The sequence below is a fragment of the Microvirga terricola genome (assembly GCF_011777495.1).
GTDB lineage: Bacteria > Pseudomonadota > Alphaproteobacteria > Rhizobiales > Beijerinckiaceae > Microvirga > Microvirga terricola.
Map to the genome: position 1 here is coordinate 422,368 of NZ_JAATJS010000001.1, position 23,970 is coordinate 446,337.

A 23,970-nucleotide genomic window follows, 5' to 3' on the forward strand; every position below is an offset into this window, starting at 1 on the left:
GGCGTCAAGGGTGGGAGGCGCGCGGCAGCTTGTCGTACAGAGAAATCAGGGTGTGCCGCTCCCGCCCCCAGCTCAACTCCTCGGCGGCGGTGAGGGCCTGGCGCTTCATGCGGTCGATGGCCGGCCGGTCGAGACCGTTGACGGCCCTCGCAATGGCGGCCCCGTCCACCGGGACGAGCCGACCGCATTCATAGTGCTGAAGAATGGCGGCCATATCCGGCAGCGGGGACGTGATGACCGCAAGGCCCGCCGCGAGATATTCGAAAAGCTTGTTGGGGAGCGCAAAACGGTTGTGGCGGCTCGTATCCGGCAGAAGACACAGGCCGATATCGGCCTCTGACGCGCGGGACACCACATCCTGCGGAGCGACCGAGGCTTCGAACCGGACGCGGGCCTCCACGCCTCTGGCCGCGGCGCGTGCCTTCAGCCCCTCCAGGTAAGATGGGGAAGCCGATCCCCTGAAGACGAGCCGGAACTCGTCGCGCCAAAGCGGCACGGAATCGATAATGGCCTCCAGCCCGCGGTTGTCGCGCAAAAGCCCATGGAACAACACGTCGATAGCGGATCCGGACGGACGGAACGAGGCCGGAACCGAATCGGGCACGTTCCTGACAACGGACGGGGTCTTAAGCCCGGGATAGGCCTCCTGCAGCGCCTCGGCGATGCCGGGACTGACGGTGATGACCGCGTCCGCCGCCCGAATGCCGCGCTGCTCGATGGCCTTGACATGCGCCAACGCGGCGAGACGCCACTTCAGGCTGTGCTCATATTCCGCAATCGCCATCTCATGGGTGTCGTAAACGATCCGCGAGCCGAAACGTGCCTTGGCGTCGAGCGCCAGCGGCAGGGTGTTCCAGTCGTTGGCGTGCACCGCATCCGGCTTGAAGGCGTGCAGGATCTCGCGCGCCCGGCGACGCCCCTCATGGAACCAGTAGAAGATGTGCGAGGAATCGGGCCACAGGTTCGCAGACACCTGCCGCAGCAGAATCCCCGCGCGGATTGCGAAGGGCGACGGCAGGTCCGGCAGAAGGGCGACCTTGTAGGGAACGCTCTTCGGCGCGGGTCCGTAACCGATCAGCAGAACCTCGTGCCCCGCCCGATGCAAAGCCTCCGCCGTCCGCAGGACGCGCGAATCGCTGGCAAGGGGATGAAAATCGAGAACGGCGATTCGCATGAACGGTCAAAATCCTTGCGGGGGCGATAGACCGCTGAAGCAACAATGTCCAGTGACGTAACGTGAAGCACTCGACGATCAGGCGTCAAGTTTGTACAAGGCCCGATCTCTTAATTACGCGAGTTTTTCCCTGGATACCCCCAAAAAGCCACGGATTCTGTACGTCTGTTGCGAGCGCATCGTCCCCGGCAGCGCCGCGGCGACCCATGTGCATGAAATTTGCGATGGCCTGATCCGACGCGGATTCGCGGTGACGTTGCAGGCGGAACACGGCGAACGCAGCAACGCGCTCGGCGGACAACTCGCGCGCTATGCGCGCGTCATCACCTCGTCCATCGGCAAGCTGTTGCAGACCGACGTGGTCTATTTCCGCTCGCACTTCGCAGCCTTCCCCATCGCGCTCGCCGCGCGGCTTTTGCGCAAGAAGACGATTCAGGAAATCAACGGCGTCTATGGAGAGGCCTTCGTCACCCATCCGCGATTCGCGCGGTTGCGGGGCATTTTGTCGTGGATGCAGCGCCTGCAATATCGCTGGGCGAACGCGCTGATCGCAGTGACGCCGCAACTCGTGGAATGGGGTTCGGCTGAGGCCGGACACGGTCGTGCATTTCATGTCGGCAACGGCGCGAACACGGAGCGCTTCCGGCCCGACGGGCTGAGGACAGAAAGAACCCTTCCTTATGTGCTCTTCTTCGGCGGCATGACGCGCTGGCACGGTATCGAGGTGATGCTCGACGCGGTGCAATCGCCCGCCTGGCCGGAGAACGTCGATCTGCTCCTCGCAGGCCCGGTGGTCGATCCGAGCCTGAAAGCGCGCATCATGAACGCGCCGCCGCATGTCGCGTGGCTCGACCGGGTGCCGCAGGAGGAACTTCCCGCGCTTATTCGCGGCGCGGTCGCGGCGCTGGTGCCGACCGTCGATCCGAGCGGAATTACCGCCCACGGCATCACACCGCTCAAACTGTTCGAGATGATGGCCTGCGGCCGCCCGGTGATCGTCAGCGATTTTAGGGGCATGGCCGATCTGGTGCGCCAAGGCCCCGCCGGATTGGTGATTCCCTCGGGCGACGTAGAAGCGCTCGCCCGCGCGGTTAGCACGCTCGTTGCCGACCCGGCGCTTGCCGACCGACTCGGTGCGGCGGGCGCTGAGCTTATCGCTGCCCACCATTCCTGGGACGCCCGCGCCGCGGAGACGGCCGATGTGATCGAGCGCGTGGTGAGGCGCTAACGCGCCGCCCTTAGAACGTCACCACGACTTTCCCAAAGACCTTGCGGCTTTCGAGCCGCTCCAGGCCCTGCTGGAAATCTTCGAGCTTGAAGACCGAATCGATGACCGGGGTCATGCCGGCGGCCATTTTGTCGAGCGACTGGGCAATGTTCTCGATCCGGCAGCCGAAGGACCCGAAAATCCGATACTGCTGCTGGAAGAGCTGCATCAGGTTCATGGTGGTGGAGACGCCCGATGTCGAGCCGCAGGTGACGAGGCGTCCGCCGCGCTTCAGGCACAGGAGCGAGCCGTTCCAGGTGTCGACGCCCACATGCTCGAACACCACGTCGACGCCCTTGCGCTTGGTAAGACGACGAACCTCGCCCTCGAAACGCTCGGTGCGGTAGTTGATGACGTGATCGGCGCCAAGCGCCTTGGCCTTCGCGCCCTTCTCGTCGTCACCGACGGTGGTGAAGACCTCGCAGCCGATGGCCTTCGCCATCTTGATCGCCGCCGTGCCGATGCCCGACCCGCCCGCATGGACGAGAATCGATTCACCCGGCTCCAGTTTCGCGTTGTCGAACAGCATGTGCTGCACCGTGCCGAACCCGATGGGCGCGCAGGCCGCATCCTCGAAGGAGACGTTTTGCGGCACCGGAACGACGAGGCGCTCGGGCCGGTTGATCAGCTCGCGGGCGAAACCATCGATATGGAAGCCCATGATCCCCGCGACGTTCTCGCAGAGATTGTCCCAACCCTTTTGACAGGCCTTGCAATGGCCGCAGGTCTCCGCGCCATACATGGTGACCTTGTCACCGACCTTGAACTTGGTGACGCCTTGGCCGACAGCGGCGATCTCGCCCGACGCCTCGACGCCCACCGCCTGCGGCATCTTGCGCTTGGCGAACGCCATGCCGCGAAAGCCCCAGACGTCGAGATAGTTCAGCGCCAGCGCCTTCACGCGGATCTGCACCTCCCCCGCCGCCGGCGGCGGAGGCGCATCCATCTCGGTGATGCGAAGGTCACGGTCGCCGAAGAGCTGAAGAGAACGCATGGGCAAAAATCCTATTCGGCATCATCCCGGACCTGTTCCGGGGAATCCACGTCTTATGACGGAGAAGGCGTGGATAGCCGGGTCAAGCCCGGCGATGACGGGAAACACTTGAAACGGCGGCTTAAAGGGCCGAGAGGCGGATGACAAGCTCCACACGCGCCCTGGCCTTACCGCGTCTCCTTCCCTTCCCGTTCCTTGAGGATGAAGATCGCGCGCTCCCGGACAGAGGCGCTTCGGTCCGCGGCGAATTTTTGCGTCAACTGATCGACTTCTTTCAAAGAGGCCCGGTGGCGAACGAGACCGTCCGCCGCTACCCGGCGGACGGCGGGTGTTTTGTCCATCGCACCTTGGGTGATCAGGGAAGCAAGAGAGACGGGCCTCTCGATCATCCGCTCTCCATAGGCCACAACCAACTTGAAATGCCCCATGGACTTGTCGATCCACTTTTTCTGCAAGCCCTCCGGCCACAGGGTCCGACCCTCGATGAGAATTCTGAGAGCGAGTGAGCGCACGGACGGTTGTAGCGCCTCTAGGGAGATCCGCAGAAGGTGACAGTCCATCCCTTCGTGGCGCGATGCGAATGTGAGTGCCTTGCTCGTCGGCCCGGTGACGGCGGTGGCGATGAGAAGCGCCAAACGCTCCATGACATCGGGCCGGGAGAAGGTCTTCTCCAGAATTGCAGCCTCTTCGCTCCACCGACGCCAATCGCGAACGCGTGTGAGCAGAATGAAGGCGGCCGTTGCGATGATGTCGGGCGAAGTTTGGGGGAACGTCCGTTCCGCACATGCGAGTGCGGCTTGTCGGACCTCTTTCACCCAATCGTTCAAGCGATAGGCGACACAGGCGACCAGGAACGGGCTCTCCAGCGGCCCGTCGAAGGCCTTGAGGGCCGCCTCGCGCAAATATCCGCTGCCTTGGAAGAGGTAGAGAAACTTCAGAAGCGAATGCTGCCGCAGCAGATCGCTTTCCGTCTTTGTCGGCCAGACGAGGCTGAGAAAGTGGGTCCGCTTTCGACCGGGCTGATGGTACAGCCGGCCTCTCAGATGGATTTCCTTCGCAGCTTGCGGATAAGCCTCGACGGGGAGCTTATGGAGACCGAAGACAAACGCTGAAAGTGCCTTTTCATCCACCACCTGAGCCGGCCCTTCGCCCAAGCGAGCGACGGCCCTTTGCAGGTCAGGAGGAAGGACAGAGCGTCTTCCATGAGTCGTTATGTCTTCGTAGCTGATCATGCCCCTTTATATCATTGTCGGCAGAGGCAGCTAACGGGAAAGAACCTCTTACCGATGCACGCCGATCATCGAGGTCAGGCCGCCATCAATGGGGAGGACCGTGCCGGTGATGTAGGCGGCGGGATCAGACATCAGGAAGGCGGTAAGGCCCGCGATCTCTTCCGGCTTGGCGAAGCGACCGGCCGGAATCTGCTTTTCCATGTTCTCGCGATAAGCAGCGTAAGGGGCCATCATGTCCGTGTCGATGAAGCCCGGCGCGATGACGTTGACGGTCACGCCGCGCTTCGCCGTTTCGATGGCGAGCGTGCGGCAATAGGAGATGAGCGCGCCCTTCGAGGCCGCATAGGCCGCGTTGCCCGGATTGCCCTGAAGCGCGGCGACCGAGCCGATGGCGACGATGCGCCCGGCCTTCGCGCGGATCATGTTCCGCATGAGGCTTTTGGCGATGCGCGTGAGCGACCAGAAGTTCACCTGCATGGCGGCTTCGGCCTTGTCCTGCTGCATCATGGCGGCGAGGGCGTCATAGGGCTGGCCGGCATTGTGCACGAAGCCGAAGAAAGTCTCGCCCTCGATGCTCTCGCAAAAGTCTTCCAGGGCCTCCTTGTTGGCGAGATCGAGCGCATGCGCCTTGATCGACCGGCCGGGATGGGCCGCCATCAATTCATCGGCCAGCGCCGTCGCGGCGTCTCCGGACGAGCGATAGGTGAAATCCACGTCGTGGCCTGAAGCCGCAAGCGCCCGCACGATGGCCGCGCCGACGCCCTTGCCGCCGCCTGTCACAAAAACTCGGGTCATCGATCAAAGCTCCGACGAAGTCCCCTCCCCCTTGTTGGGAGGGTTAGGGTGGGGGTGGCGGCGCCGACCTTCGGTGAAGCGCGCCGGCCGATTTTGCAGAGCGCGCCACTTGAATTTGCACCGTAGAAACAGCCTCTAAGAGACATCTGAGAGGGCTCTCATGGACATTTTAAGACCGAACGGGTCTTAGAGCGGCTCCGCCGTGCCGTCCAGCTCCTGGGTGGGCTTCTTCGGCTTGCCCGCAGCCGCCGGCTTAGCTGGTTCTCCGCCGGCCGCGATGGTCTTTGTGATCGCGGTGGCTCGGGCCTTCGCCCTGGCCATCTCGACGGCGGAGAGACGGCCGCATTCCGTCTGTAGGTTCATCTGGTCGCCGCCATCCACCTCCGGCGAGCCGGATGCGATGATGACCATCCGCCAAGCGCAGCCCTGGACCAGATCCCGCACCACCGCCGCCGACCGGCCGGAAGAGAATGTAAAGGCCACGTTTCGCTGAGAGGTGTAGTCCCGCTTGAGGGCAGCCGCGTACCACTTCGTGAATTGCTTGGCGTCTGTCTCACAGGCCGTAGCGTCCTGCTGGACGGCGCAAATTTTCAAGAAGTTGTCGGCTTCGCCGGCCATGGCCGGAGGAGCAAGGAGGAGAAGAAGGCCGATCAGAAGGCTGGACCGCATGGAAATATTCCCTTGTTGCTGACAGGGAACCTAGAGCCGGCCGAGTGTGGCGGACAAGGTCAAATAGTAGCGGAATTGCTGACAATGATCTCCCCGACCCGCTGGCTCCGGCCTCCTCCGCTGACCGTATAGGTCGTTTCGACCGCCTCAATCGTGAAGCCATCGAACAGGGCGCGAGTTTCCGGCCTGTCGTTGATCGTGAGCAGGAATCGGCCTTTGAGGCGACGAAGAGCCGCCACGAGGCGCTGGTAGTCAGCCCTGGAGAACAGTTCGGCACCGTAGAAGTCCTCGGAGCCGAAATAAGGTGGGTCCAGGAAAAAGAGGCTGTAGGGTCGGTCGTAGCGGTCGAGGAACTCCTCGAAGTCCAGGCACTCGATAACCACCCCTGCGAGCCGCTCGTGGATATCCTCAAGCATCGGGACCAGCTTGGTCACGTTGAAGCGTCCGGGGTCGATCGGGCTGACCCCAAAGTTCCGACCGGCGACCTTGCCGCCGAAGGCCGTGCGCTGAAGGTAGAGAAAGCGCGCCGCCCGCTCCAGGTCGGTCAGCGTCGTCGGATCCGTTGCAGCCAGACGCTGGAACTCCTTTCGGGAGGTCAGCTGCCAGCGCAGCATCTCGACAAAGGGGACGTAGTGGCGCTGGAGGATGCGGAAAAAGTTCGCCACGTCGCCGGAACGGTCATTGATGACCTCGCTCTTGGGGGCGTGGCTGCGGCGTAGGAATACCCCGCCCATCCCAACGAATGCCTCGCAATAGGTTTGATGGGGGATGTTCTCAATCCGCTCGACTAAGCGACGGGCGAGGTTGCGCTTGCCACCGATATAGCCGGCAGCCGGCCTGACGGGCTCGACAGCCCGCATCGAATCAATCGCCATTGGCGAAGCTCCACGACTCACGTAAGGCCAATCTGCCGCGCGGCAGCGGGCCGGTGTGTCAGTGCATCGGACGGGCCTTCTTAGACCGGAGACCCGTGGTTCGGGGTGTTAGCGCACCCCGGCCCCCGCTTTAACGGCCCTAGGGCTGGCCGAGACCTCACAACGCGAAGGCAGCATCGATCTCAGGGATTGACGAGACGGTGCCCTCGTCGATCGCTTTTGTGACCTGTCGTTCCTTGCGGAAGCAGGAGCGGACATGACGGGCAACGGCAAGGCCGATAGCGATCATTTCCGTCGAGGAGATTTCAACCCACCCCGAAGCGCCCTTGAAATCCACCGGCTCGTCAGGCTCCACCAAGGCGAGATTGTAGGCTCCGGTAATGAGCGCCTGGCTCTCGCGATCAGTCACAATAATAGATTCGCCGACTACGATCCCGCCGGTTTCGATGACGAAGCGCTTGCTCGCGGCATATGCCTTGAGTCCCGCCTTCACTTCGTTGGGATCGACAACCGAAGGAAGCGGAGCGACAAACACGTTGCCCTCACGAGTCCATCCCTCTGCAACTTCCTCGCCGACAGCTTCAAACACGAAATCGGGGTGGAAGAAGTCAGCGGGTGTCGCGGGCCGCTCCTCATAGACAGCCGGCGATCCTGCAATCTCCTCGCCGTCTTCACCGATATGCGGGGGGATCTCAGGCGAGACTATGACGGTAACGGTGTCCGGCACCTGCGCAATTTCCACCACGACGCCGTTTTCGATTCGAGCAACCTTCATCTCACCACCTCACAATCACAAGGCCAGGCGCGCCATTGCCGCCGGCGAGTGCCGATCCGCCTGACGCACCATTGCCGCCAGTCCCGTAACCAGCGCCGTTCGCGCCCGTGCCGAACGCGCTCACGTTGCCGAATGGCAGGCCCGCCAAACCACCCTTGTTGAAGACATGCAGCAGATAGTTGATATCCCAGGTCGATTGCGGGCCGCCTGTACCGCCCGCCGCGCCAGGGATGTTGATGTCGCCACCAGTTGCGACGCCACCAGTGCCGCCGGTAGACAGGTAGTTCCGGCCTGAGAGCCCGCCGGTACCCCCGGTCGCCGAGCAATAGCTGCCGAAGGATGACGTGCCGCCCGCAGTGCCAGCGCTAGCCGCATTCGCAACCCCAACACCACCGAGGCCGACCGTCACTGGAATCGCAGCACCCGGGGTGAGATTTGTGACCCGCTTGCGGGTATAAGCGCCGCCACCGCCGCCCGCGCCGGGTGTGCCTGCCGGGTTGCCCACGCCGTCGCCCGAGGTACCACCTGGACCGCCGGCACCAAAGACCTCGACTTCCGCGGAGGTGACACCCGCTGGCACGGTGAAGGTGCCGGACGAGAAAAATATCTGCGTGCGACCGACCTGTGAAGCAAGCGCTCGCAACGCGCGAAAGGTAATGTTGATCAGTTGAAACTTCGCGCCGTCGTAAGATGCCTCGATGAGGTTCCCAAGTTGCAGATCGCCCGCCTGAAGATCGCTTCCGTCGCTATAGGTAAGGCTCTTCGCGCCCAGGCCATTGACGTTGATGGTTACAGATCCAGTGTTCGGTGCCGCAACAAGGAACCGGACGGCCATCCCCTTCAGGTATGAGGTCGGCGTCGGTGTCAGAACTATGCTGATCGCGTTCGCCGCTCCGGTGTCGTCCGCATAGATCGCGCTTCCGGACTGGATCGCATACGGACTGAGTGTGAGAAGTTCAAAGTTGGCGCCGTCGTAGACCAGCTCGACGACTCGATTAGCCACCAGATCATTCGCCTGCAGAGAGGTCCCGTCCGGTCGCACGATGCTCTTTGCGCCGAGGGCGTTGACGTTGATTGTCGCTGCGCCCGTATTGCTGAAGCTAGGCTTGACGCGGATCACCATCCCAGTCGTAAGCGACGTGGGGACCGGGCTCAGCGTCACCGTCAGTGCGTTGGCAGTGCCGGCCGTAGCTGCATAGTTCGAGGAGCCCGACTGAATCGGAAAAGACGATGATCCGTTGAGGTAGAACGAGCCGCCGGAGTAGATGACCTCAACCACCGCCCCGCCTTTGAGATCGTTGGCCTGTAGCGCCTCGCCGGATTGGCGCAGGATCGTCTTCGCGCCGAGACCGCTGACGTTCAGGGTAGCGCCCGTTGTGTTCGACGACAGCACCTGGAAGCGCAATGTAAGACCGTCGAAATAGCTGGTCAGGGGCAGATCGGGAGTCAGGGTCAAGACATTCGCCGAGCCCGCCGCAGCCTTGTAGTTATCCTTTTGCTGCTGGACCAACGTCCTGATGACCCGCAAAAGCTGATCGCGCTTCGATCCGTCCAATGTATCGAGGTACTCGACGACCCCGCACAGTTCTTCTTGAAAATCATTCAGCCACTTCGGCGTCACGCGCGTTCCGGTCGCCCCGCCCATAGTGTCGCGGCCGCGAAACCCTTTCTTGCCGCCGCCGATATCGACTGCCGTCTCGTGGTTGATGCGCTCCATGTCGGACTCCAGAACTAGACATACGAGAACGCGACATCAGTATGGGCTGGCTTTGCCCTCCGAATGTCGCATTCCACGCCTGAGAGAAGGGTTTCGTAGAGATAATCGTTGGCCTCGCTCTCGCCGGCCGTGAACTCGGTGATCTTGGTGAGGGCCAACTCGACGACCCACGCAAACTGTTCGGGATCCTCGATCAATTCATCATCCGCGCAGAGCAAGTCTGCCTCGCTCGGCTTGAACTCCTTGACCGTGATCGGGACGCCCTGTTTCGCGGCCTGATCAACATAGTAAGGGATGCTCTGTCCGCCGCGCGCCGTCCACCGCGAGTGCGCCAGCATCTGACGCTCGTTGAGGGACATGGTCGATGGATCGCGACCGCACGGATCGGGGCCAAGAACGCGCTCGAAATCCGGCAGGCAGTGAACGGCGGTACGCGGATCGATCTCCGCCATCATGTCCTCGGCCTGCTTTTCGATGATGGCGATGCCGGCAGCGAGGGGCCATAAGAGAGCAGCAAGCAAAGTGTCCTCGCCGCGCGGCCAGACCCAGCCAGGCGGCACGTAAGACAAAAGCTCTTCGAGGGCAGCGTCGTCGGACCGGCTCATGGCAATGGACCCGCCCATGTGACAGACCCCGGCACGGGCAACTGACGCGGAGTTGGCACAACGTTTGCAACCGGGTCGAGCAGATCGTGCGCGTACTCACCCTGCGCCGCCGAAATCGCCTCGGACAGACGCGACAGATAGAGCTTTTCACCGATCGCCGCATCCCTCGCGAAAAAGGCTTTCTGCGCCGATGTCACGGCGTTGCGGATCGCGATCTCATCCGGCGTCAGGCGTACCTGCATCGGCACCGGCAACAACTCCGCAGGCACCATGACCACTTCAGCCGTCACCGGCCGGACCCCTTGTGTCTGGCTGTTTACGCGACCGAGGTAGTCAAGCATCGCATCGAGTTCTGTCGACGTGGGAACGCGCGGTTCCGCCTTGGTGCCCATGGCGATACAGACGCCGACAGTGCCTTTGCCGACCCAATTCGGCAGCGTCCGCACATGCGAGGCCGCGAAGGCGTTGAAGATCCAATTCGGATAGTCGAAGAACGCCCCGCCGTGCGCCGGCTCACGGATCCTTTTCAGGAGGCGATCGAGGAGTGAGTTTAGATCCTCCTCCTCCGCACCGCCGGCAAGCCCTTCCGCGTCGACGATGCCGCGTTGCTGAGACAGCCCGACGAGTGGCGAAACAAGAGTTAGAATGGACCCGCCCGCCAAATTCCCGGCGACGCCAGCGTCCGATGCGCTGATATTGACTGTGGCCGATCCACCGGCCGGGATCGCACCAAGTGTGGTCGTTCGGTAGAGGACGCCGCTTGCCGACCGAAGCTCCAAGTCGACCGGAATGGCCGTGCCGGGCGAACCCTCAAAGACGACCTTGCCGATAGCTTTCGTCGCCGGCCGGCGAAAGATGCCCCAAATTCCCGAATGGCGGATGAGCTGCTCGATTTCCGCCGTGTCCGGCATGTACTGGTCGCCCCACCAACGCAGATGCTGATGGCAAGTGTAGAGGCTTTGTGCCTGCCCGCGCACGATCGCGCTGACCATACCGACCGGCGAGCGCACCGCACGTGCGATGGCCTCCGGTGACACGTTCAACCCCTTCGCCTCCGCAAAGCGGCGAAGAGAAAATTCCATGAAGGCTTCCTGCTGACGGACAAGATCATCGATCGACGGCAGAGGAAAGGGCATCAGCCGAACCTCCGCAGGATTTCGACGCGCATGCCGTTATAGGATGCGACCAGCGACAGAACCTCTTTGCGGACCCAGGTTGCTACGACCTCGGCAGCCGTTCCCGTCTCAGCCTTCATCCATTCCAACGCCTCGGCGGCCCAGATTTCGGCCAGACGCCGCGTCAATTCCGAAGCTTTCGCGCGATCGAGCAGCCAGAGGCGCGATCCTATGCGCCGGCCCTGCGCATCGAGCGCGTCGCCGGACCATCCGCGCCGCTCGACAAATGATGTCGGCGCGTTGAGGTCGCCGATACCGCTGGGAAGAGTATCGTCCGACCGGGCGCGCCGATCGGAGCCGATGGAGATCAGCATCGGCGTGGCAGGCGTGTCATCGAGCACGAGATCGCCGTCCTCGCCAAGCGCGAGGTCGGCGCGCCTGGTTACAGGATCGAAGATCAGAGCGATGTCGAGAAAATCCGCCATGACACGCACGCTATCGCGCGCGCGCGGAACGCATCATGCCATAGGGCTTTGGCTGAGCCTAAACGTTGGGCTCGGGATCGGGGCTGACGACAATTGCAGTCGACGAGAAGATACCAGTCTTGCTGACGACGAGCCAATGCGGCTCACACCGCATCTTCACATAATCCGGCCGGACCACAAAACGCGGCTGGCGTTCATTGCCGATGCGGCCACGGATCATGTCCTCGGTGATCTCATACTCGGCGTCTTTGACTTTGGCGAGAACCCGCTTGCTGGATAGGATCTCGATCGACCCGTCCTTCTTGACGTGAACGCGTGACCCATCGAGCGTGTAGATAGCGGTTTCGCCATCTTCGAGCTTGCCGAGGCGCGCGAACGGAGCACCTGGCGCAAAGCCGACGAGGTCTCCCTGATCACCGCCCACTGCGAACACGACCATGAGACTGCCCGCTGGAGCGCGAGACGCGAAGCCGAAGGGCTGAAGGATCTCCACGTCGCTCCGATCAACCCCTTGGTAGACCGTAACGTTCGCGGTCTGGCTTTCTTCGTTATCGTTGACGGCGTGAACATAAGCGCGCGCCACGATGCCACGAATCTGGTGAGCCGTTTCCATATCCGACATTGCCAGCCTCACAATGCTCTTGCGGTGCCGTCGAGCGCCCCGCCGCCCCGCCGGCGCTTCTTGTTGCAGCGACGGTCGCCTTCGGGATCCATGTCGTATGCCTCCGGCCCAGTCAGTCGCAGGCGGGTTTGAGTGCCGCGCTCGTCGTAGAGGAAGGTCACGCCGGCAGCGAGGAGATCGCGCTCGACGACCTGATAGCGGTCATCAACCAACGAGATCTCGTTCGGCCGCCAAAGCCGACCGCTCGATCCGCGATAGTCAGGGTAAAGATAGTCGAGTTTGTCGCTCTTCGCGCGGCGGGTCCGCATCATCCAATCTGCCTGCGTCTGAGCCGATTGGGCAGTCGCCGCGCTGCGCGTCATCGATACGGTCGGGCGATAACGTGTGACCTCGGGATCATTCGCGTGCCCCTGGATGGTAACACCGCGCTTCTCCTCCGACTGGATGGGAGACGCCGCCCCCAAAGGCTCCGCCGTTCCGTCGAGTGCGACGCCCTTGCGGCGCGCGCCGCCGGCGCGTTCCGATTGCCCTTTGACATAGTAATCAGAGAACCGCTCTCGGCCTGAGAAGTTGCCATCGCTACGCCGAACGTTACCGGGAAACGACAGATCGTCAGCGCCGCGCTGCTTACCGGAATGCGTGAGGACGATACCCTCGATCCCATCCGAAGTGACGAGGAGACCCCGTTGGCGAGCGCCCTTCTCAAGAGCGGAAAGAACCGTCTCACCGCAGTCGAAGGTGTAGCGGTCAAACGCCGGCCCGACGTCGACGTCTGCCCGCGCCTTCAGGCCGAAAGGCTTTACCAACCGCTCGGCGATCTGTAGCAGGTCGAGGCCCTTGAACTCTGTCGGCCCTTCAACGGAGGCCGCGCAATCAACCAAGTCGCCGACAACGTCCCGCCCACAGATGCTAACTCCCAGGTTGCCTTCGTCGGCCGAGGGATTCACATCGTCAATCCATCCGACGAGCACAAGCTCCTCGTCGACATAGAGCTTGACCTTCTGCCCCCAATGGAACGGCGAGATCGGATCGCCAGGCGTGACATAGGGCCACGATGCGAGATTGCGCGCGCCGTCCCGCAACTCGAGTTGAAACGAGCCGCAGATTTCGGACAGGTCGCGGTCGATCGCAAGTCGTGTCCAGAGATCGAAGACTCGCCCGTCGATCTCGGCAGCGACACGGCGGGTCGCAAGACTATTGTGCCCCATCAAACCGTAGAGGCTCACAGCAGCACCTCCAGCGGTTCGGGCGGGATGCTGCCCGGATGATGCAGGCGATTGCGGCGACGAATATCCTCCGCCATCGCCACGACCTTGCGCGGGTCGTCACCGACCAGATGTTGGGCCAGCAAGAACGCGGAAACCGTGCCCGGCGGCGTGATCGTCCGGACGGAAGGCAGCCGGCCGAGAACCTCATTGAGATCCAGTGCGAGCGCCGCACGTGCCGCCTCGGCCGTATTCCAGACCTGTGCGGCCAGACCCACATTCTCCGTCATGAGGAGCGAGGCGTCCCGACCGACTTGCTGAAGCGCGGCATCAAGCTGGTCTCGCCAGCGGAGAGCCTCCTGGCGGCTCTCGAAATCTACTTCAGAGACCAAGCGGCCAGCGCCCACGACGACGGCGGCTTGTGACAGGACAGCAACCGCCCGATCAGTCATCCCAAAGGCTTCAAGGGTCGAGATCGTGCGGCCGACGCGAAGGAGGAGAGAACTGACACTGCGAGCATCGAGCACGGACGGAGCTGCCGGCAGCGGCTTTCCACCAAGACCTATCGCGCGGCTGATCGCCGGGCTCGCAAGGTCAACAATAGGGTCCGCCAAGGTCGATATCGCGGCTGCGAGAGCTGCCGGTGCCGCATCGGCCAGCATTGCGTCCACCGAAGAAAGTGCAGTTTTCGTGGCGTCAACGGCCGGTAAGAGCTTACTCGAACCTTGGGAGCGGCTGACCTCGTCCGAGATGACGGCAACGACGCTGTCTGCCATCGAGCGCGCGGCAGTCCAGAACATCATCGGAACGGCGCGCCCGCTCAAAAGGCCAGCGGTTAGGCTCTGCGCGGCGGTTGCGACGGATCGAAGCGTCGAGATGAGCCGGGTGAGAGTCGAGAGACCAAGAACGGCAGGAGCAGATGTGCGTTCGAAGGTCGCCTGGATCCGCGCGACGCGCAGCTCGGTGACGCTGAAGTCTATCCGCGCCGGTTGCGGAAGGATGACTGTCAGCTCACCGATCCAGGGATGAAAGAGAGTGCCGGGGCCGGGAGTTTGAAATGCGCGCCGGAGCGCCTCCGCTTGAGCGACATAGTCATCGCCTATGACCAGTCCCGCGATATCGATCAGCCCGTCGAGGATGCCGAGATCCTCATGGGTCTTTGCATCGAGCCCTGGAAAATAGCTCGTGACGATGCGCCTGCCGACGTCATGACCGGCATCGACGACGTAGAACGGAACGCCCCGGAACGCGCCCGGAAGGAGACCGGGCAGCAGATCATACTCGTGATCGAAGATGGTCATGAGCAGCCTCAAACGCGACCGACAACGGTGCCCCGGTTAGGCACGATCGGCACTGCCGGATTGTCCGACTGGACGTTCTTGACTGTGGTGCCCGGCGCGGCCTCGACAACAATCTTGCCACCGACGTTCTGGTCCTTGGAGGAGCCCAGGTTCGCAGGAACAAACCCTTTGCTGCCGCCGACAGTCGAGATCGGCGCAAAGCCGGACTTGGTTGTTTCGGATGTCGCAGGCGCGGCCGGGGCACCCACCGCGCCCGGCGTGAAGCCGGGCTTGGCTGCGTCAGATCCCGCCGGCGCGACGCCATTCGCAGCGCTCGGCGTGGCAGCCGGCGACGAACCCAGGCTAAAGAAGCTTTTGATGCCGTCGATCGTGCCCTGAATGCGGCCGATGCCCTGCATCACATAGGCGATGAATTCGTCGAATGGTGCACGGACCTTTGCCCAAAGCTCGGTGAAGAAGCCAGTCAAAGCACTCCACGCTTGCCTAATGCCTTCAATCGAACGAGAGGCCCAGTCCGACAACCAGGTGATGAACTGCTCGCAGGAGGCCTTCACCGCGATCCAGGCGTTGTTCCAGCTCTCCGGCAGGTAGGCCGCGATCAACCCATCGATCCCATCAATCGCGATCTTGAAGACGTTTTTGACGATGTCCCACTGGGCCGAGGCAACGGACGAAATGCCGCTCATCGCCTGTTCGAAGCCCGCTTTCATTCCGGCGAGGTCACCGGAAAACAGCGACGAGAAGAACTGTACCACGCCATTGAACGTCTGCTTTATGCCGTCCCACAGCCGCGAGAAGAACGGAGCGAAGGTGCTCCAGTTGCGGATGATGATGATCGCGGCCCCTGCGAGAAGGGCGACAAGGATGCCAATCGGCGAGAAAAGCACCGCGAGCAGGCTGCCGATGAGGCTTAGCCCGGCCCCCAGGGTGCTAAAGACAGGCATGAGGATGCCAAGGCCACCGGCAAGAAGGATGGCCCCGCCAGCCACTGTCAGAAATCCGTCGACTGCACCAGGGAATTCCTTATCCAGCCAAGCGACGCCTTCCAGGACCTTTGCAATGCTATCGCTGACCCAAGACAGGTTCTTCGCGAAGGCGACGCCAACGCGTCGAAGCGCCTGGTCGCCGACTTCCGCGAACCGCTCCAGCTGCTTTTCAAGCCCGTTCATACGCGAACCGAAATCGTCATCGATGACCTTCAGGTCGGACTTGCCGATACCATCTTTCAGTTCTTTGTACTTCTCCAAGTTGCCGAGCATGGGGACCAGGAAGTCGAGCACCTGCATGTCCGCGAACAGATCGCCAACTTTCGTGCCGCGTGTCAGCTGCTCGATACGTTGACGGACTTGGTCGAGAGCTTCCTTGTCCGAAGCCCCGCCCGCCTTCGCGTTCTTGATGATGTCGTCGACCTCCTTCTTGGAGGTCCCGGTCAGCTTGTTGATCTTCTGAATGACCGCTTCCATTGGGTTGATGCCCTTTGCGGTCGCGTCCTGCATGACCTTGACGATGTCGACGCCCATCTCCTCGAAGTTTTTCCTGGCTTCTGGTGAGGCCATTTTCGTGAGGAAGTTTTTGAGATTGTTCGCGGCGACCTTCGGATCGGAAGCGCCCTTCATGGCGATTTGAAGCGAGGCCCCGAGGGTCTCGACAGCCTCAAGCCCGGTCACGCCCCACTTCGCCATCTGCTGGGTCAGCTCGGGAAATTCCGAGGCCATGTTCTTGAATTCGAATCGGCCGAGCTTGCCTGCGGTGACGAGCTTTGCGAGCGCAAGCTCCATCTGGTCTGGGTTGATCTTGAGCGTGTCGTTAAGCGCGAAAGCAGTCTTGGCTACGTCGTCGACCGCTGCATTGGCGGCAGTCGCCACGCGCCCGATGGTCGGCATGAGCTGGTCGATAAGACCTTGCTCCATGCCGGCAGCCACCAGGAGCTGGCCACCCGCCGCGAGATCCCGCGACCGCTGACCAACTTCGAGGGCGAGCTTGTGATAGAGCTTCTGCTGCTCAGCGATTGATTGCTCAACAGCCGTTCCGGTCTTGCCGGCCGTGATGGCGATATCGCGCAACTGTCCATCGAAAGCCGCCGCCGATTGCAGTGGCGCTGCGAATGACAGCGCGGCGACCGCGCCGCCGAGAATACCGACCTGCCGGCCGATATTTCCGAGCGATGACCCGAGAGCCTTGATCTTCTGCCCAAAGCCGCTTCCGAACGACTGCAAGCGACGCATGAGACCGCTGAGACCTGAAGAAAACATGTCTTGGAGCCGCACCAGAACGGAGACTGTGAGTTGTCTGCTCATGAAGATGTCTCGGCTCTGATGCGCTCTTCGAGGGCTGCGCCGGCATTGTGCCAAAAGCGCAGGTCATCGACGGTCATGGCGTCGATGGGAGGGCAACCGCCGCCATAGTACTTGGCGACGTTCGCCATGATTACCGGCCAGTCTTCCGGCCACTCTCGAAAAAATACTCGATCACCTCGCCGGACGCCTGGATATCAGCGCCGTCCATCAGATCGAAGAGATGGTTCATGACCGCCTGCTTGATCTTGGTCGACTTCGAGAAAGAGACCAGCACCCGGCTCTCATTCGAGGACGACGAAATAGCGCGCATATCGGCGCCGTTGAGGCGATGGAAGGTGAGTTTCGCGTACTCCTCATCCCTCACCACACCGGCTGATTTGACCTTCAGCGTTCGAGGGTAAAGCAGCGTCAGCGTCACCGTGCCGTCCGCATTGAGCACGGCATTCTTGGGCAGAGACCGGCCATCGTCTCCGTCCTCATCGACCACGGTGTCTAGAGAGGCATTTCCGCGCTCGTCCAGCACCAGCGTATCGTTTACGACCGGCATTTCGGATTCGTCATCCAAATTGACAGTCACTTGGTTCGTCTTCATCCGATGATCTCCTCCGGTTCGCCGACACTCCACTTGAGTTCGATCTGGCCGCCTTCGCCGCCCGTGATGTCAGGGATATCCCCGCTCAAGAATGCATCGGGCCAGATGTAGGTCTGCCCGGTATCGAACTGCACCTGCAGCTCGCCCTCCTCGTTCTTGAAAAGCTCCTTGGCGCTTTGGCCGCGCCGCAGGGCAGTCTTGGCGCTGACCTCGCCAGCCTTGAACTCCTGTGCGCGCATGACACTGCGACCGACGACGACAGGATTGTTGGTGAGGCCGCCGAATTTCGCCTTGGCCCCTTTTTCAACGGGGATATTCGTCCCCTTCCAAACGATATCGATGATGCCGACTACTTGCGTCACGGCTTATCCCTTTCTCAGACCTGGAATTCCAACGCAGCAGCAAGGACCATCAGATTGCCGATGATCTGGATCTGCTGGTTGCTTTCCATGCGGTTACGATCATTTTCCGAACGGTAGAACCGACTCTCGGAGACGGTGCGGGTCGCGTCCTCGATCCAGCCCTGCCGCTCGTAGAGCTTGCAGCGACTAGCCCAGGTCCCGTGCATGCGACGAGGGGTCACGACCGCGTCGCTTGCGTGAGCTGCCGGACTGTCATCATCGGCCAACTTATGACGCGGATAGAGCAGACTGACATAGGATGCCCAATCGTAGCGGATCCGAGTCAATGTCTTCGGCACCATGATATCGAGCCAGGCACGATCGAGGATACCGAGCGACGACTGCTTGTAAGTCGTCACCACGCGGTCAAGGGTAACGGTGCCGTCATCCAGTACGTTGAAGGTCGAAATGCCGGCGCGCAGGAGAAGATCCTGCTCGGTATCCGTGAAGCGGTCGCCCGGATCCGGCGCGTCGATGCCCGGCAGGACGAGGCTGCGCAGCTGGCGCGCCGGGTCGTTGGTGAGATGAAAGGTTCCGATGCCGGCAAGAGCCGCAGCCCATTCCCATGGCGCGCTGGCTGATCTGTTCGCGCCGGGAGCAGCCGTGAGGTTGGGACAATTCGTTACGCCACCCTTCGTTGTCAGCTGACCGAAGGTGCCGCGCGTCCCGAAATATCCGTGGGCATCGAGCTTGCCCATCGCCATGTAGCGCTTTTTCAGTTCTTCCTGGAACGCGAGCAGGTTGTTGCTGTCATCCCACGCGATGGCGATATCCGTGAACCATTGGCCGACGATTGCGTCGAGTGCGCCGACGATGTCCGGATTGCCGGCTCCGCCCGCCATGGCCGTCACGGTGACCTGGAGGCCGGACGGCACGGTCTCGTCAACGCGGCGCGCAACCCGGAGGCTGATGGCGTTGCCGCATTCGCCCTTGTGTTTCGCGGTCAGCAAGACCTCGTTGGTCGCAGCGCCACTGCCCTGAAGAGCCGTGACCGGCAACGAAGTATCAGCGTTGATGGCAGCAACGGCTGCCGCCGCACGCGCCCCTGGCGCGGTCGCGATCGTGCCGCCGACGCGAACTCGCGTCTTACCGATATAGAGGGAGACCGGGCCGTCGCCATTGCCAGAGAAGACGAACTTGCCGGCAGCGGCTGCGCCCACGGCGGCGTCATCGAGCGCTAGGATCGAAAGATCGTTCGTGCGATTGGTTTTGCGGAAGCTCCGTACCATCTGGTCGCCGATCGAGCCTGCGCCGCAGAGTGCGGTGCCCTCCTCGTCGCGAGTGATGCGATAGAGCTTCTTCGCCTGCGCCGTTCCGATCTCCAGCTTTTGCACGATCAGGAGCGCGCGCACCGGGAACGGGACAAGTCCCATGCGCCCATAATTCGGCCGCACCTCAACTAAGGTGCCCGGCTTCAGCCAGTCATAAGGGATCTCGTTGAAGGTTGTGGTCTGGGTCGCCATAGGGATCCTGGCTCCTTCGCAAAAGGGTTAGCGGGACTTGCGCCGGCCGGTGGCCGAGCGGGCATCGTCATCACCCGTCGTCGGCGTATCGGCCGCGTCGGATGGATCGGTCGTTGCGGTCGCGCCGGCCTCTGCAGACGTGGCCGGATCGGTCTCGCCGATTGCGTTGCCCTTGCCGGTAGCCTCAGCGACGACAGGATCAGTCTTGATGATGTCCTCGTCAGCAAGGCGACGACGATAATAGCGATCCTGCAGATCGACCCACGCGCCTTCGGCCGGCCAGGGGCTTCCGTCAACGAGAGGGACCGTGCGTCCCTCGGCCGGCTTGGCGTAGATCTTCGTTTTGTCACGCATATAGGCTCTCCGGTGATTACGCGCCTTCGCGCGGCTCGATGAGGTCGGTCGGCGCGTCCTCGGCCGGGGACACATCCCACTGTGTCGAGAGCGCAAGAAAATCGGGAGCGGCGTCGACTGCGCCGAGGAAGTCGCCAAATGCAATTGTCGCCTTCAGATCGATCGTGGCGATGGCGAGGCTGTGATCGTTGAGACCATCCGCATAGGTCTGGTTGGCATCCGTGACGAACAGCGTGCCCAACCCCTTTACGGTCCATCCGTTGAGGACTGCGATCGCAAGCGCGGCAGCCGGGAAAAGGCCGACTCCTTGGCTATCGCCGAAATAGCGCGCTGCGCCGGCGGCCTGGTTCTTCACGACGATGGTCAGCGTGAACTCGGCTTGCCCCGAAAAAGACCGTCCGCCGTTTGCGGGCGGGGTGATCTTCGTCCAGGCGAAGGCAAGAAGCGGCGTGCGCGTCGAGATCTGCTCGAACTCACGAACCGTGAGCTGGCTCGGCACGATGTGAAACGCCCACTTTTTATCAAGGAACCAGATGCGCAGCCGCGCTTCGACGGCCTTAGTGAACGAGGTGAACGGATCGAGGGTCGGCATCACCAGCCCCTCAACTGATGGTGGCCAAACATGACGGGGCGATCCGACGTGCGCGCTCCGCCAGCTGTTGCAATCGGCGTTGCACCTTCGAGTGAGGCGTCGCCCTTACTGAGCTTCGTCAGCCACGCGATGATCTCCGCACGGCTGTCCTTCATCGCCTCGGTCGGCGTCTTGTCGCCGCTGTTCGACAGATCATAGCGCGCCAGATGACAGGCCGCGCGCAGGATCGCTTCCGGAACAGGAGCGAGCGGAACCGTGTAGCGGCTGCGCAGATAGCTATCGATAAGGTCCGTCGCATCGGTGAGCGCCTTCTCGATGCGCTCCGGCAGGATGCTGTCGGGAAGATCGCCATCCGCCACGGACAGGCGCAGCATCTCGCCTTCGCCGAAGCGGGCGACCATGTCCTCAACTGATGCGTAGCGATAAGCCATCATGACCGTGGAAATTCGTGGCGGCCTGCGCCGGTCGACACGGCGCAGGCCCAGATCTGGCGGGGCTCGGTTCGCACTCCCGATGCCGGCCTTGTCGACGAAGCCGGCACGCCCCTCGCTCGGGGGTTATTTCTTCGCCGTGGCCTTGACGGCCTTCGGCTTGGTGTTCTTGGCGGGAGCGGACGGCGCGGTTGAATTGCCCTCCGCTCCCTTGCTGGCTTCGTCGGAAGCACCAGAGCTAGAGCCGCCCTGGCTCTCCTGACCGGCACCCGTCTGGTTGCCAGCCGCGCCGTGCTGCGAGCCGGGGGCTATCCCGGTCGCCTCGGTATTCACGGAGATCTGAGACGGTTCGTTGCCCTGCGGGCTCCCCGCCTCAACCTCGATCACGGTGAGGAGCGGCTCGGCACGAAGCTGCTCAAGCTGCTCTTCGGTGAAGGCGTCCGCCGGCCAAGTCTTGTCGGCCGGATGGGCCACGCCGGCCCGGCGAAAGCCGGGGCGACTGCAGAGGATGCGCAGCTTCATGAGCCCCTCCTCTTAGCCGAGGTACGGAACGACGAGGACTTCGGCCGTTCCCTTCCACTCGTTGCTAACGGCAACCGGGGTGCCGCCGACGTCCTTGCTAATCATGTCGTTAGCCATGAGCGCACGGGCGGCTCCTTCAAGCGCCGGCGGCACGACCAGGATACGTGGAGCGATTGCGAGCGGCGCGCCGTCTCGGCGGCGGATGGACGTCATCGCGGCGCGGGCGGCTGCATAGTTATCCGGCGTCAGTGCTGCCTTTGACATGAACGCCGTCTGCCACATGCCGACGCCGACATTGCAGCGACCGTCCACGCCGTAGACGAACTTCTTCGCGTTGAAGACATTGTCGTCGGTGAGCGCCGTTCGCGAGACGAAGGTGAAGGGCCTGCGCTTCTGGTAGATGAAGGGCTTGATGACCTGGCTGTCGTCGATCAGATACCAGGCCGGACCTGCGCCGGCTTGAAAGTTCGAGACCGAGATCTCGCGCCCCTGATCATTGTAGCTGGGATGATCGGTGTCGAAAAAGTACTGACTGTCGTAGCACACAACCTGATTGGCACGCTTCATCAGGTCAAAGACAAGCAGGTCCGGGAAGAGAGCAGTGTCTTGGCCGAACTGCTGTACGACAGGAGTGAATATCCCGATCTCGTCATCTTCGATTTTGTCGCGGTCGATGCCGATCGTCTTCTCGAACGATTTGTTCTGGATGGCATAGGTCATCTCGGACAAGTCATGGACATGCCGATCACCGACCCATTCGCGGAAACCCGGAAGGTCATCGAGACGCGGATACTCGTTCTTCGAGCTGGTCGAGTTCACGTCCATGGCCACGCGGCCATAGAGCGTCGTGGTGGCGCGGAGCCGCTGATTGAATGATGTCGACAGCGACGTGTAGATGGCGCGGAGGTTCTGAGGAGTGACGTCCATGGGATGCTTGCTTTCGTTTTGGTCGCGTCAGACGCGGATCCAGATCAGGCCATCTTCGAAGCCTTCCAGCGTACCGGCCCGCAGGCGGGTTCCACCGGAATTGTCGAGCGACACGGTGTTGTCGTCGACCGCATAGACGGCCTTGCCGATGTCGGCGAAGGTCGGCGCAGCGGCGAAGTCGAAGGGGAAAGCCCCCTTCTCGCAACGCAGCTTGCCGTCGCCGTCGAGCCCTTCGCGGTTGTCCGCGTGATGGCTCGCAACGCCGGCGATCGCCACTGCGCCAGCGGTGCCGGCAGGCACGGCGAGACCGGCAGCGGTCAAAGCCACGAGCGTCCGCTTGAAGAGGCGCACCCCACCTTTGACCGAGTATCCGTAGGCATCGCCGCCACGGGTCGGAATCGTACGATCCTTGGTCGCCACCATCAGAGCTTCTCCACCTGCAGCTTCTTCGTCTTCGCGTACTCCTTCGGGTCGATGCCCATGAGTTCGCAGATATGAAGATCGTTGTCGTCGAGCGCAGCCTCGTCCTTATTTGCGGGCTCGCGGGTCGCCGGGGATCCGCCGGCGTGGATGGAGGGAAGCGCGTCAAGCTCCGCCTGGACGCCCTCCGGGTCCTTCATGTGCCGATCGATGTAGCGATCGCGCAGCGGCTTGATCGGCTTGCCGCCTTCGATCGCTTTATCGATGGCGGCGGTGGCCTTTTCCTTGGCGCGCTCATTGCGGAGCGTGTCGAGCTGCGACTGCAGAGAGATGATCGTCTTCTCGTCACCCTTGTCGCCCTTGTCGGATTTGGCCTGCAGATGCGTCACGAGCGCGTCGACGGTCACGTCGCCCTGGATGCCGGCAGCATCGCCGAGCTTCTTGAAGTCCGCCGTGCGCGACTGCAGGTGCGTCACGAGATCGTCGACCGCCGCCTCGGATTTCAGGCCCGCCGCCTCGGCGATCGTCTTCAAGCTGGCGGCGTGTGTGGTGACAGCCGCGCTCGCGGCCGTCGCTGCAGCCAGCACGTCGGCCTCGGAGGCATCGGCCCCAAGGTTCAGCGCTTTGCGCAGCTTCTCGATCAGGTCCATATCCTGGCTCCGTGAATGATGGAGATGCGTGAGGTGGAAATTGGGATCGTTCGTGAGCGAGGCGCGCAGGACTTTAACGATCCGCCCGGTCTTCTTTTCTGACATGATGACCGGGGAGATGCCGCGATAGGCATGGTCTTCGAGAAGAGCGCGCCCCGAGGCAGTCCATTCGACACGGCCCCATAGGCCGTCGTCGCGTTTCTCCAAGCTCACAATCCAGCCGCGCGCCGGCGCAGGCCGTCCTTCTTTCGCGGCAAGATCGGTCGCATGGTTTTCGTCGATGGCGAGCTTGCCCGCCATCATCGACTTGCGGATCAGTTCATCGACGTTCTCCGGCAGGATGTAAGGCCCACGACCATCCTCGCCATAAAAGGTCCCCGCCGGGACAAGATGGATCCATTCCGGGATCGCTTGCCCAGCGGGGATGTTCGAGTTCAAGGAGGTCACAATCGTCGTCATAACGATGCCAACTTGGCAGACGCGACTGCTC

General features: G+C 62.3%; 27 protein-coding genes. 1 reads left to right on the top strand and 26 read right to left on the bottom strand.

Annotation, left to right across the window (positions count from 1 at the left end):
• Positions 1-4: 4 nt before the first annotated feature.
• A complete protein-coding gene (locus HB375_RS01920; RefSeq protein ID WP_167671256.1) occupies positions 5-1,174 on the bottom strand; it encodes a glycosyltransferase in 1,170 nt (389 codons plus the stop codon).
• 208 nt (positions 1,175-1,382) lie between these two features.
• Between HB375_RS01920 and HB375_RS01925 the strand changes: the two genes are divergently transcribed.
• Positions 1,383-2,402, top strand: coding sequence for a glycosyltransferase (locus tag HB375_RS01925; protein WP_167671257.1), 1,020 nt, complete (start codon positions 1,383-1,385; stop codon positions 2,400-2,402).
• A 10-nt stretch (positions 2,403-2,412) separates the two neighbouring features.
• Here the strand turns inward: HB375_RS01925 and HB375_RS01930 are convergent, their stop codons facing one another.
• The 25 genes from HB375_RS01930 to HB375_RS02045 form a co-directional block, all read right to left on the bottom strand.
• A complete protein-coding gene (locus HB375_RS01930; RefSeq protein WP_167671258.1) occupies positions 2,413-3,435 on the bottom strand; it encodes a zinc-binding dehydrogenase in 1,023 nt (340 codons plus the stop codon).
• Positions 3,436-3,602: 167 nt separating this feature from the next.
• The gene (locus HB375_RS01935) at positions 3,603-4,589 is read right to left on the bottom strand and encodes a hypothetical protein (protein ID WP_167671259.1); all 987 of its coding nucleotides are present in this window, start codon (positions 4,587-4,589) and stop codon (positions 3,603-3,605) included.
• Between the two features lie 126 nt (positions 4,590-4,715).
• A complete protein-coding gene (locus tag HB375_RS01940; RefSeq protein ID WP_167671260.1) occupies positions 4,716-5,462 on the bottom strand; it encodes an SDR family oxidoreductase in 747 nt (248 codons plus the stop codon).
• A gap of 186 nt (positions 5,463-5,648) precedes the next feature.
• Positions 5,649-6,131, bottom strand: coding sequence for a hypothetical protein (locus HB375_RS01945; protein WP_167671261.1), 483 nt, complete (start codon positions 6,129-6,131; stop codon positions 5,649-5,651).
• Positions 6,132-6,190: 59 nt separating this feature from the next.
• The gene (locus tag HB375_RS01950; RefSeq protein WP_167671262.1) at positions 6,191-7,006 is read right to left on the bottom strand and encodes a DNA adenine methylase; all 816 of its coding nucleotides are present in this window, start codon (positions 7,004-7,006) and stop codon (positions 6,191-6,193) included.
• A 157-nt stretch (positions 7,007-7,163) separates the two neighbouring features.
• On the bottom strand, positions 7,164-7,781 hold the full coding sequence (locus HB375_RS01955) for a DUF4376 domain-containing protein (RefSeq protein WP_167671263.1): 618 nt from the start codon (positions 7,779-7,781) through the stop codon (positions 7,164-7,166).
• 1 nt (position 7,782) lies between these two features.
• Positions 7,783-9,498 (bottom strand): glycine-rich domain-containing protein, encoded by a 1,716-nt coding sequence (locus HB375_RS01960; RefSeq protein ID WP_167671264.1) that lies wholly within the window; start codon positions 9,496-9,498, stop codon positions 7,783-7,785.
• 14 nt (positions 9,499-9,512) lie between these two features.
• Positions 9,513-10,103 (bottom strand): YmfQ family protein, encoded by a 591-nt coding sequence (locus HB375_RS01965; protein ID WP_167671265.1) that lies wholly within the window; start codon positions 10,101-10,103, stop codon positions 9,513-9,515.
• Positions 10,100-11,239 (bottom strand): baseplate J/gp47 family protein, encoded by a 1,140-nt coding sequence (locus HB375_RS01970; RefSeq protein ID WP_167671266.1) that lies wholly within the window; start codon positions 11,237-11,239, stop codon positions 10,100-10,102. Before HB375_RS01970 ends, HB375_RS01965 begins: the two co-directional genes overlap by 4 nt.
• Positions 11,239-11,703: a phage GP46 family protein gene (locus HB375_RS01975; RefSeq protein WP_167671267.1), complete on the bottom strand. Its 465-nt coding sequence runs from the start codon at positions 11,701-11,703 to the stop codon at positions 11,239-11,241. The genes HB375_RS01970 and HB375_RS01975 overlap by 1 nt, the downstream gene beginning before the upstream one ends.
• A gap of 58 nt (positions 11,704-11,761) precedes the next feature.
• Positions 11,762-12,325, bottom strand: coding sequence for a phage baseplate assembly protein (locus HB375_RS01980; RefSeq protein WP_167671268.1), 564 nt, complete (start codon positions 12,323-12,325; stop codon positions 11,762-11,764).
• Positions 12,326-12,333: 8 nt separating this feature from the next.
• Positions 12,334-13,551: a phage baseplate assembly protein gene (locus HB375_RS01985; RefSeq protein WP_167671269.1), complete on the bottom strand. Its 1,218-nt coding sequence runs from the start codon at positions 13,549-13,551 to the stop codon at positions 12,334-12,336.
• Positions 13,548-14,831 (bottom strand): DNA circularization N-terminal domain-containing protein, encoded by a 1,284-nt coding sequence (locus tag HB375_RS01990; RefSeq protein WP_167671270.1) that lies wholly within the window; start codon positions 14,829-14,831, stop codon positions 13,548-13,550. Before HB375_RS01990 ends, HB375_RS01985 begins: the two co-directional genes overlap by 4 nt.
• Positions 14,832-14,839: 8 nt before the next feature.
• Positions 14,840-17,128, bottom strand: a complete 2,289-nt coding sequence (locus HB375_RS01995; RefSeq protein ID WP_167671271.1) for a phage tail tape measure protein — start codon at positions 17,126-17,128, stop codon at positions 14,840-14,842.
• Positions 17,125-17,256 carry a hypothetical protein gene (locus tag HB375_RS18330; protein WP_281409313.1) on the bottom strand — a complete coding sequence of 44 codons (132 nt, stop codon included), beginning with the start codon at positions 17,254-17,256 and terminating at the stop codon, positions 17,125-17,127. Before HB375_RS18330 ends, HB375_RS01995 begins: the two co-directional genes overlap by 4 nt.
• Positions 17,257-17,258: 2 nt before the next feature.
• Positions 17,259-17,720 (bottom strand): hypothetical protein, encoded by a 462-nt coding sequence (locus HB375_RS02000; RefSeq protein ID WP_167671272.1) that lies wholly within the window; start codon positions 17,718-17,720, stop codon positions 17,259-17,261.
• Complete coding sequence (locus tag HB375_RS02005; protein WP_167671273.1) at positions 17,717-18,082, bottom strand: phage tail tube protein; 366 nt, start codon at positions 18,080-18,082, stop codon at positions 17,717-17,719. Before HB375_RS02005 ends, HB375_RS02000 begins: the two co-directional genes overlap by 4 nt.
• A 14-nt stretch (positions 18,083-18,096) precedes the next feature.
• Positions 18,097-19,584, bottom strand: coding sequence for a phage tail sheath subtilisin-like domain-containing protein (locus HB375_RS02010; RefSeq protein ID WP_167671274.1), 1,488 nt, complete (start codon positions 19,582-19,584; stop codon positions 18,097-18,099).
• Between the two features lie 27 nt (positions 19,585-19,611).
• Positions 19,612-19,938 carry a DUF2635 domain-containing protein gene (locus tag HB375_RS17925; RefSeq protein ID WP_205800012.1) on the bottom strand — a complete coding sequence of 109 codons (327 nt, stop codon included), beginning with the start codon at positions 19,936-19,938 and terminating at the stop codon, positions 19,612-19,614.
• A 16-nt stretch (positions 19,939-19,954) separates the two neighbouring features.
• The gene (locus HB375_RS02020) at positions 19,955-20,530 is read right to left on the bottom strand and encodes a hypothetical protein (RefSeq protein ID WP_167671275.1); all 576 of its coding nucleotides are present in this window, start codon (positions 20,528-20,530) and stop codon (positions 19,955-19,957) included.
• Positions 20,530-20,964, bottom strand: a complete 435-nt coding sequence (locus tag HB375_RS02025) for a gp436 family protein (protein ID WP_246728290.1) — start codon at positions 20,962-20,964, stop codon at positions 20,530-20,532. Before HB375_RS02025 ends, HB375_RS02020 begins: the two co-directional genes overlap by 1 nt.
• A gap of 123 nt (positions 20,965-21,087) precedes the next feature.
• On the bottom strand, positions 21,088-21,483 hold the full coding sequence (locus tag HB375_RS02030; protein WP_167671276.1) for an HI1506-related protein: 396 nt from the start codon (positions 21,481-21,483) through the stop codon (positions 21,088-21,090).
• Between the two features lie 12 nt (positions 21,484-21,495).
• Positions 21,496-22,410, bottom strand: a complete 915-nt coding sequence (locus tag HB375_RS02035; protein WP_167671277.1) for a Mu-like prophage major head subunit gpT family protein — start codon at positions 22,408-22,410, stop codon at positions 21,496-21,498.
• Positions 22,411-22,437: 27 nt separating this feature from the next.
• Positions 22,438-22,833: a hypothetical protein gene (locus HB375_RS02040; protein WP_167671278.1), complete on the bottom strand. Its 396-nt coding sequence runs from the start codon at positions 22,831-22,833 to the stop codon at positions 22,438-22,440.
• The gene (locus tag HB375_RS02045) at positions 22,833-23,939 is read right to left on the bottom strand and encodes a phage protease (protein ID WP_167671279.1); all 1,107 of its coding nucleotides are present in this window, start codon (positions 23,937-23,939) and stop codon (positions 22,833-22,835) included. The genes HB375_RS02040 and HB375_RS02045 overlap by 1 nt, the downstream gene beginning before the upstream one ends.
• Between the last annotated feature and the right edge of the window lie 31 nt (positions 23,940-23,970).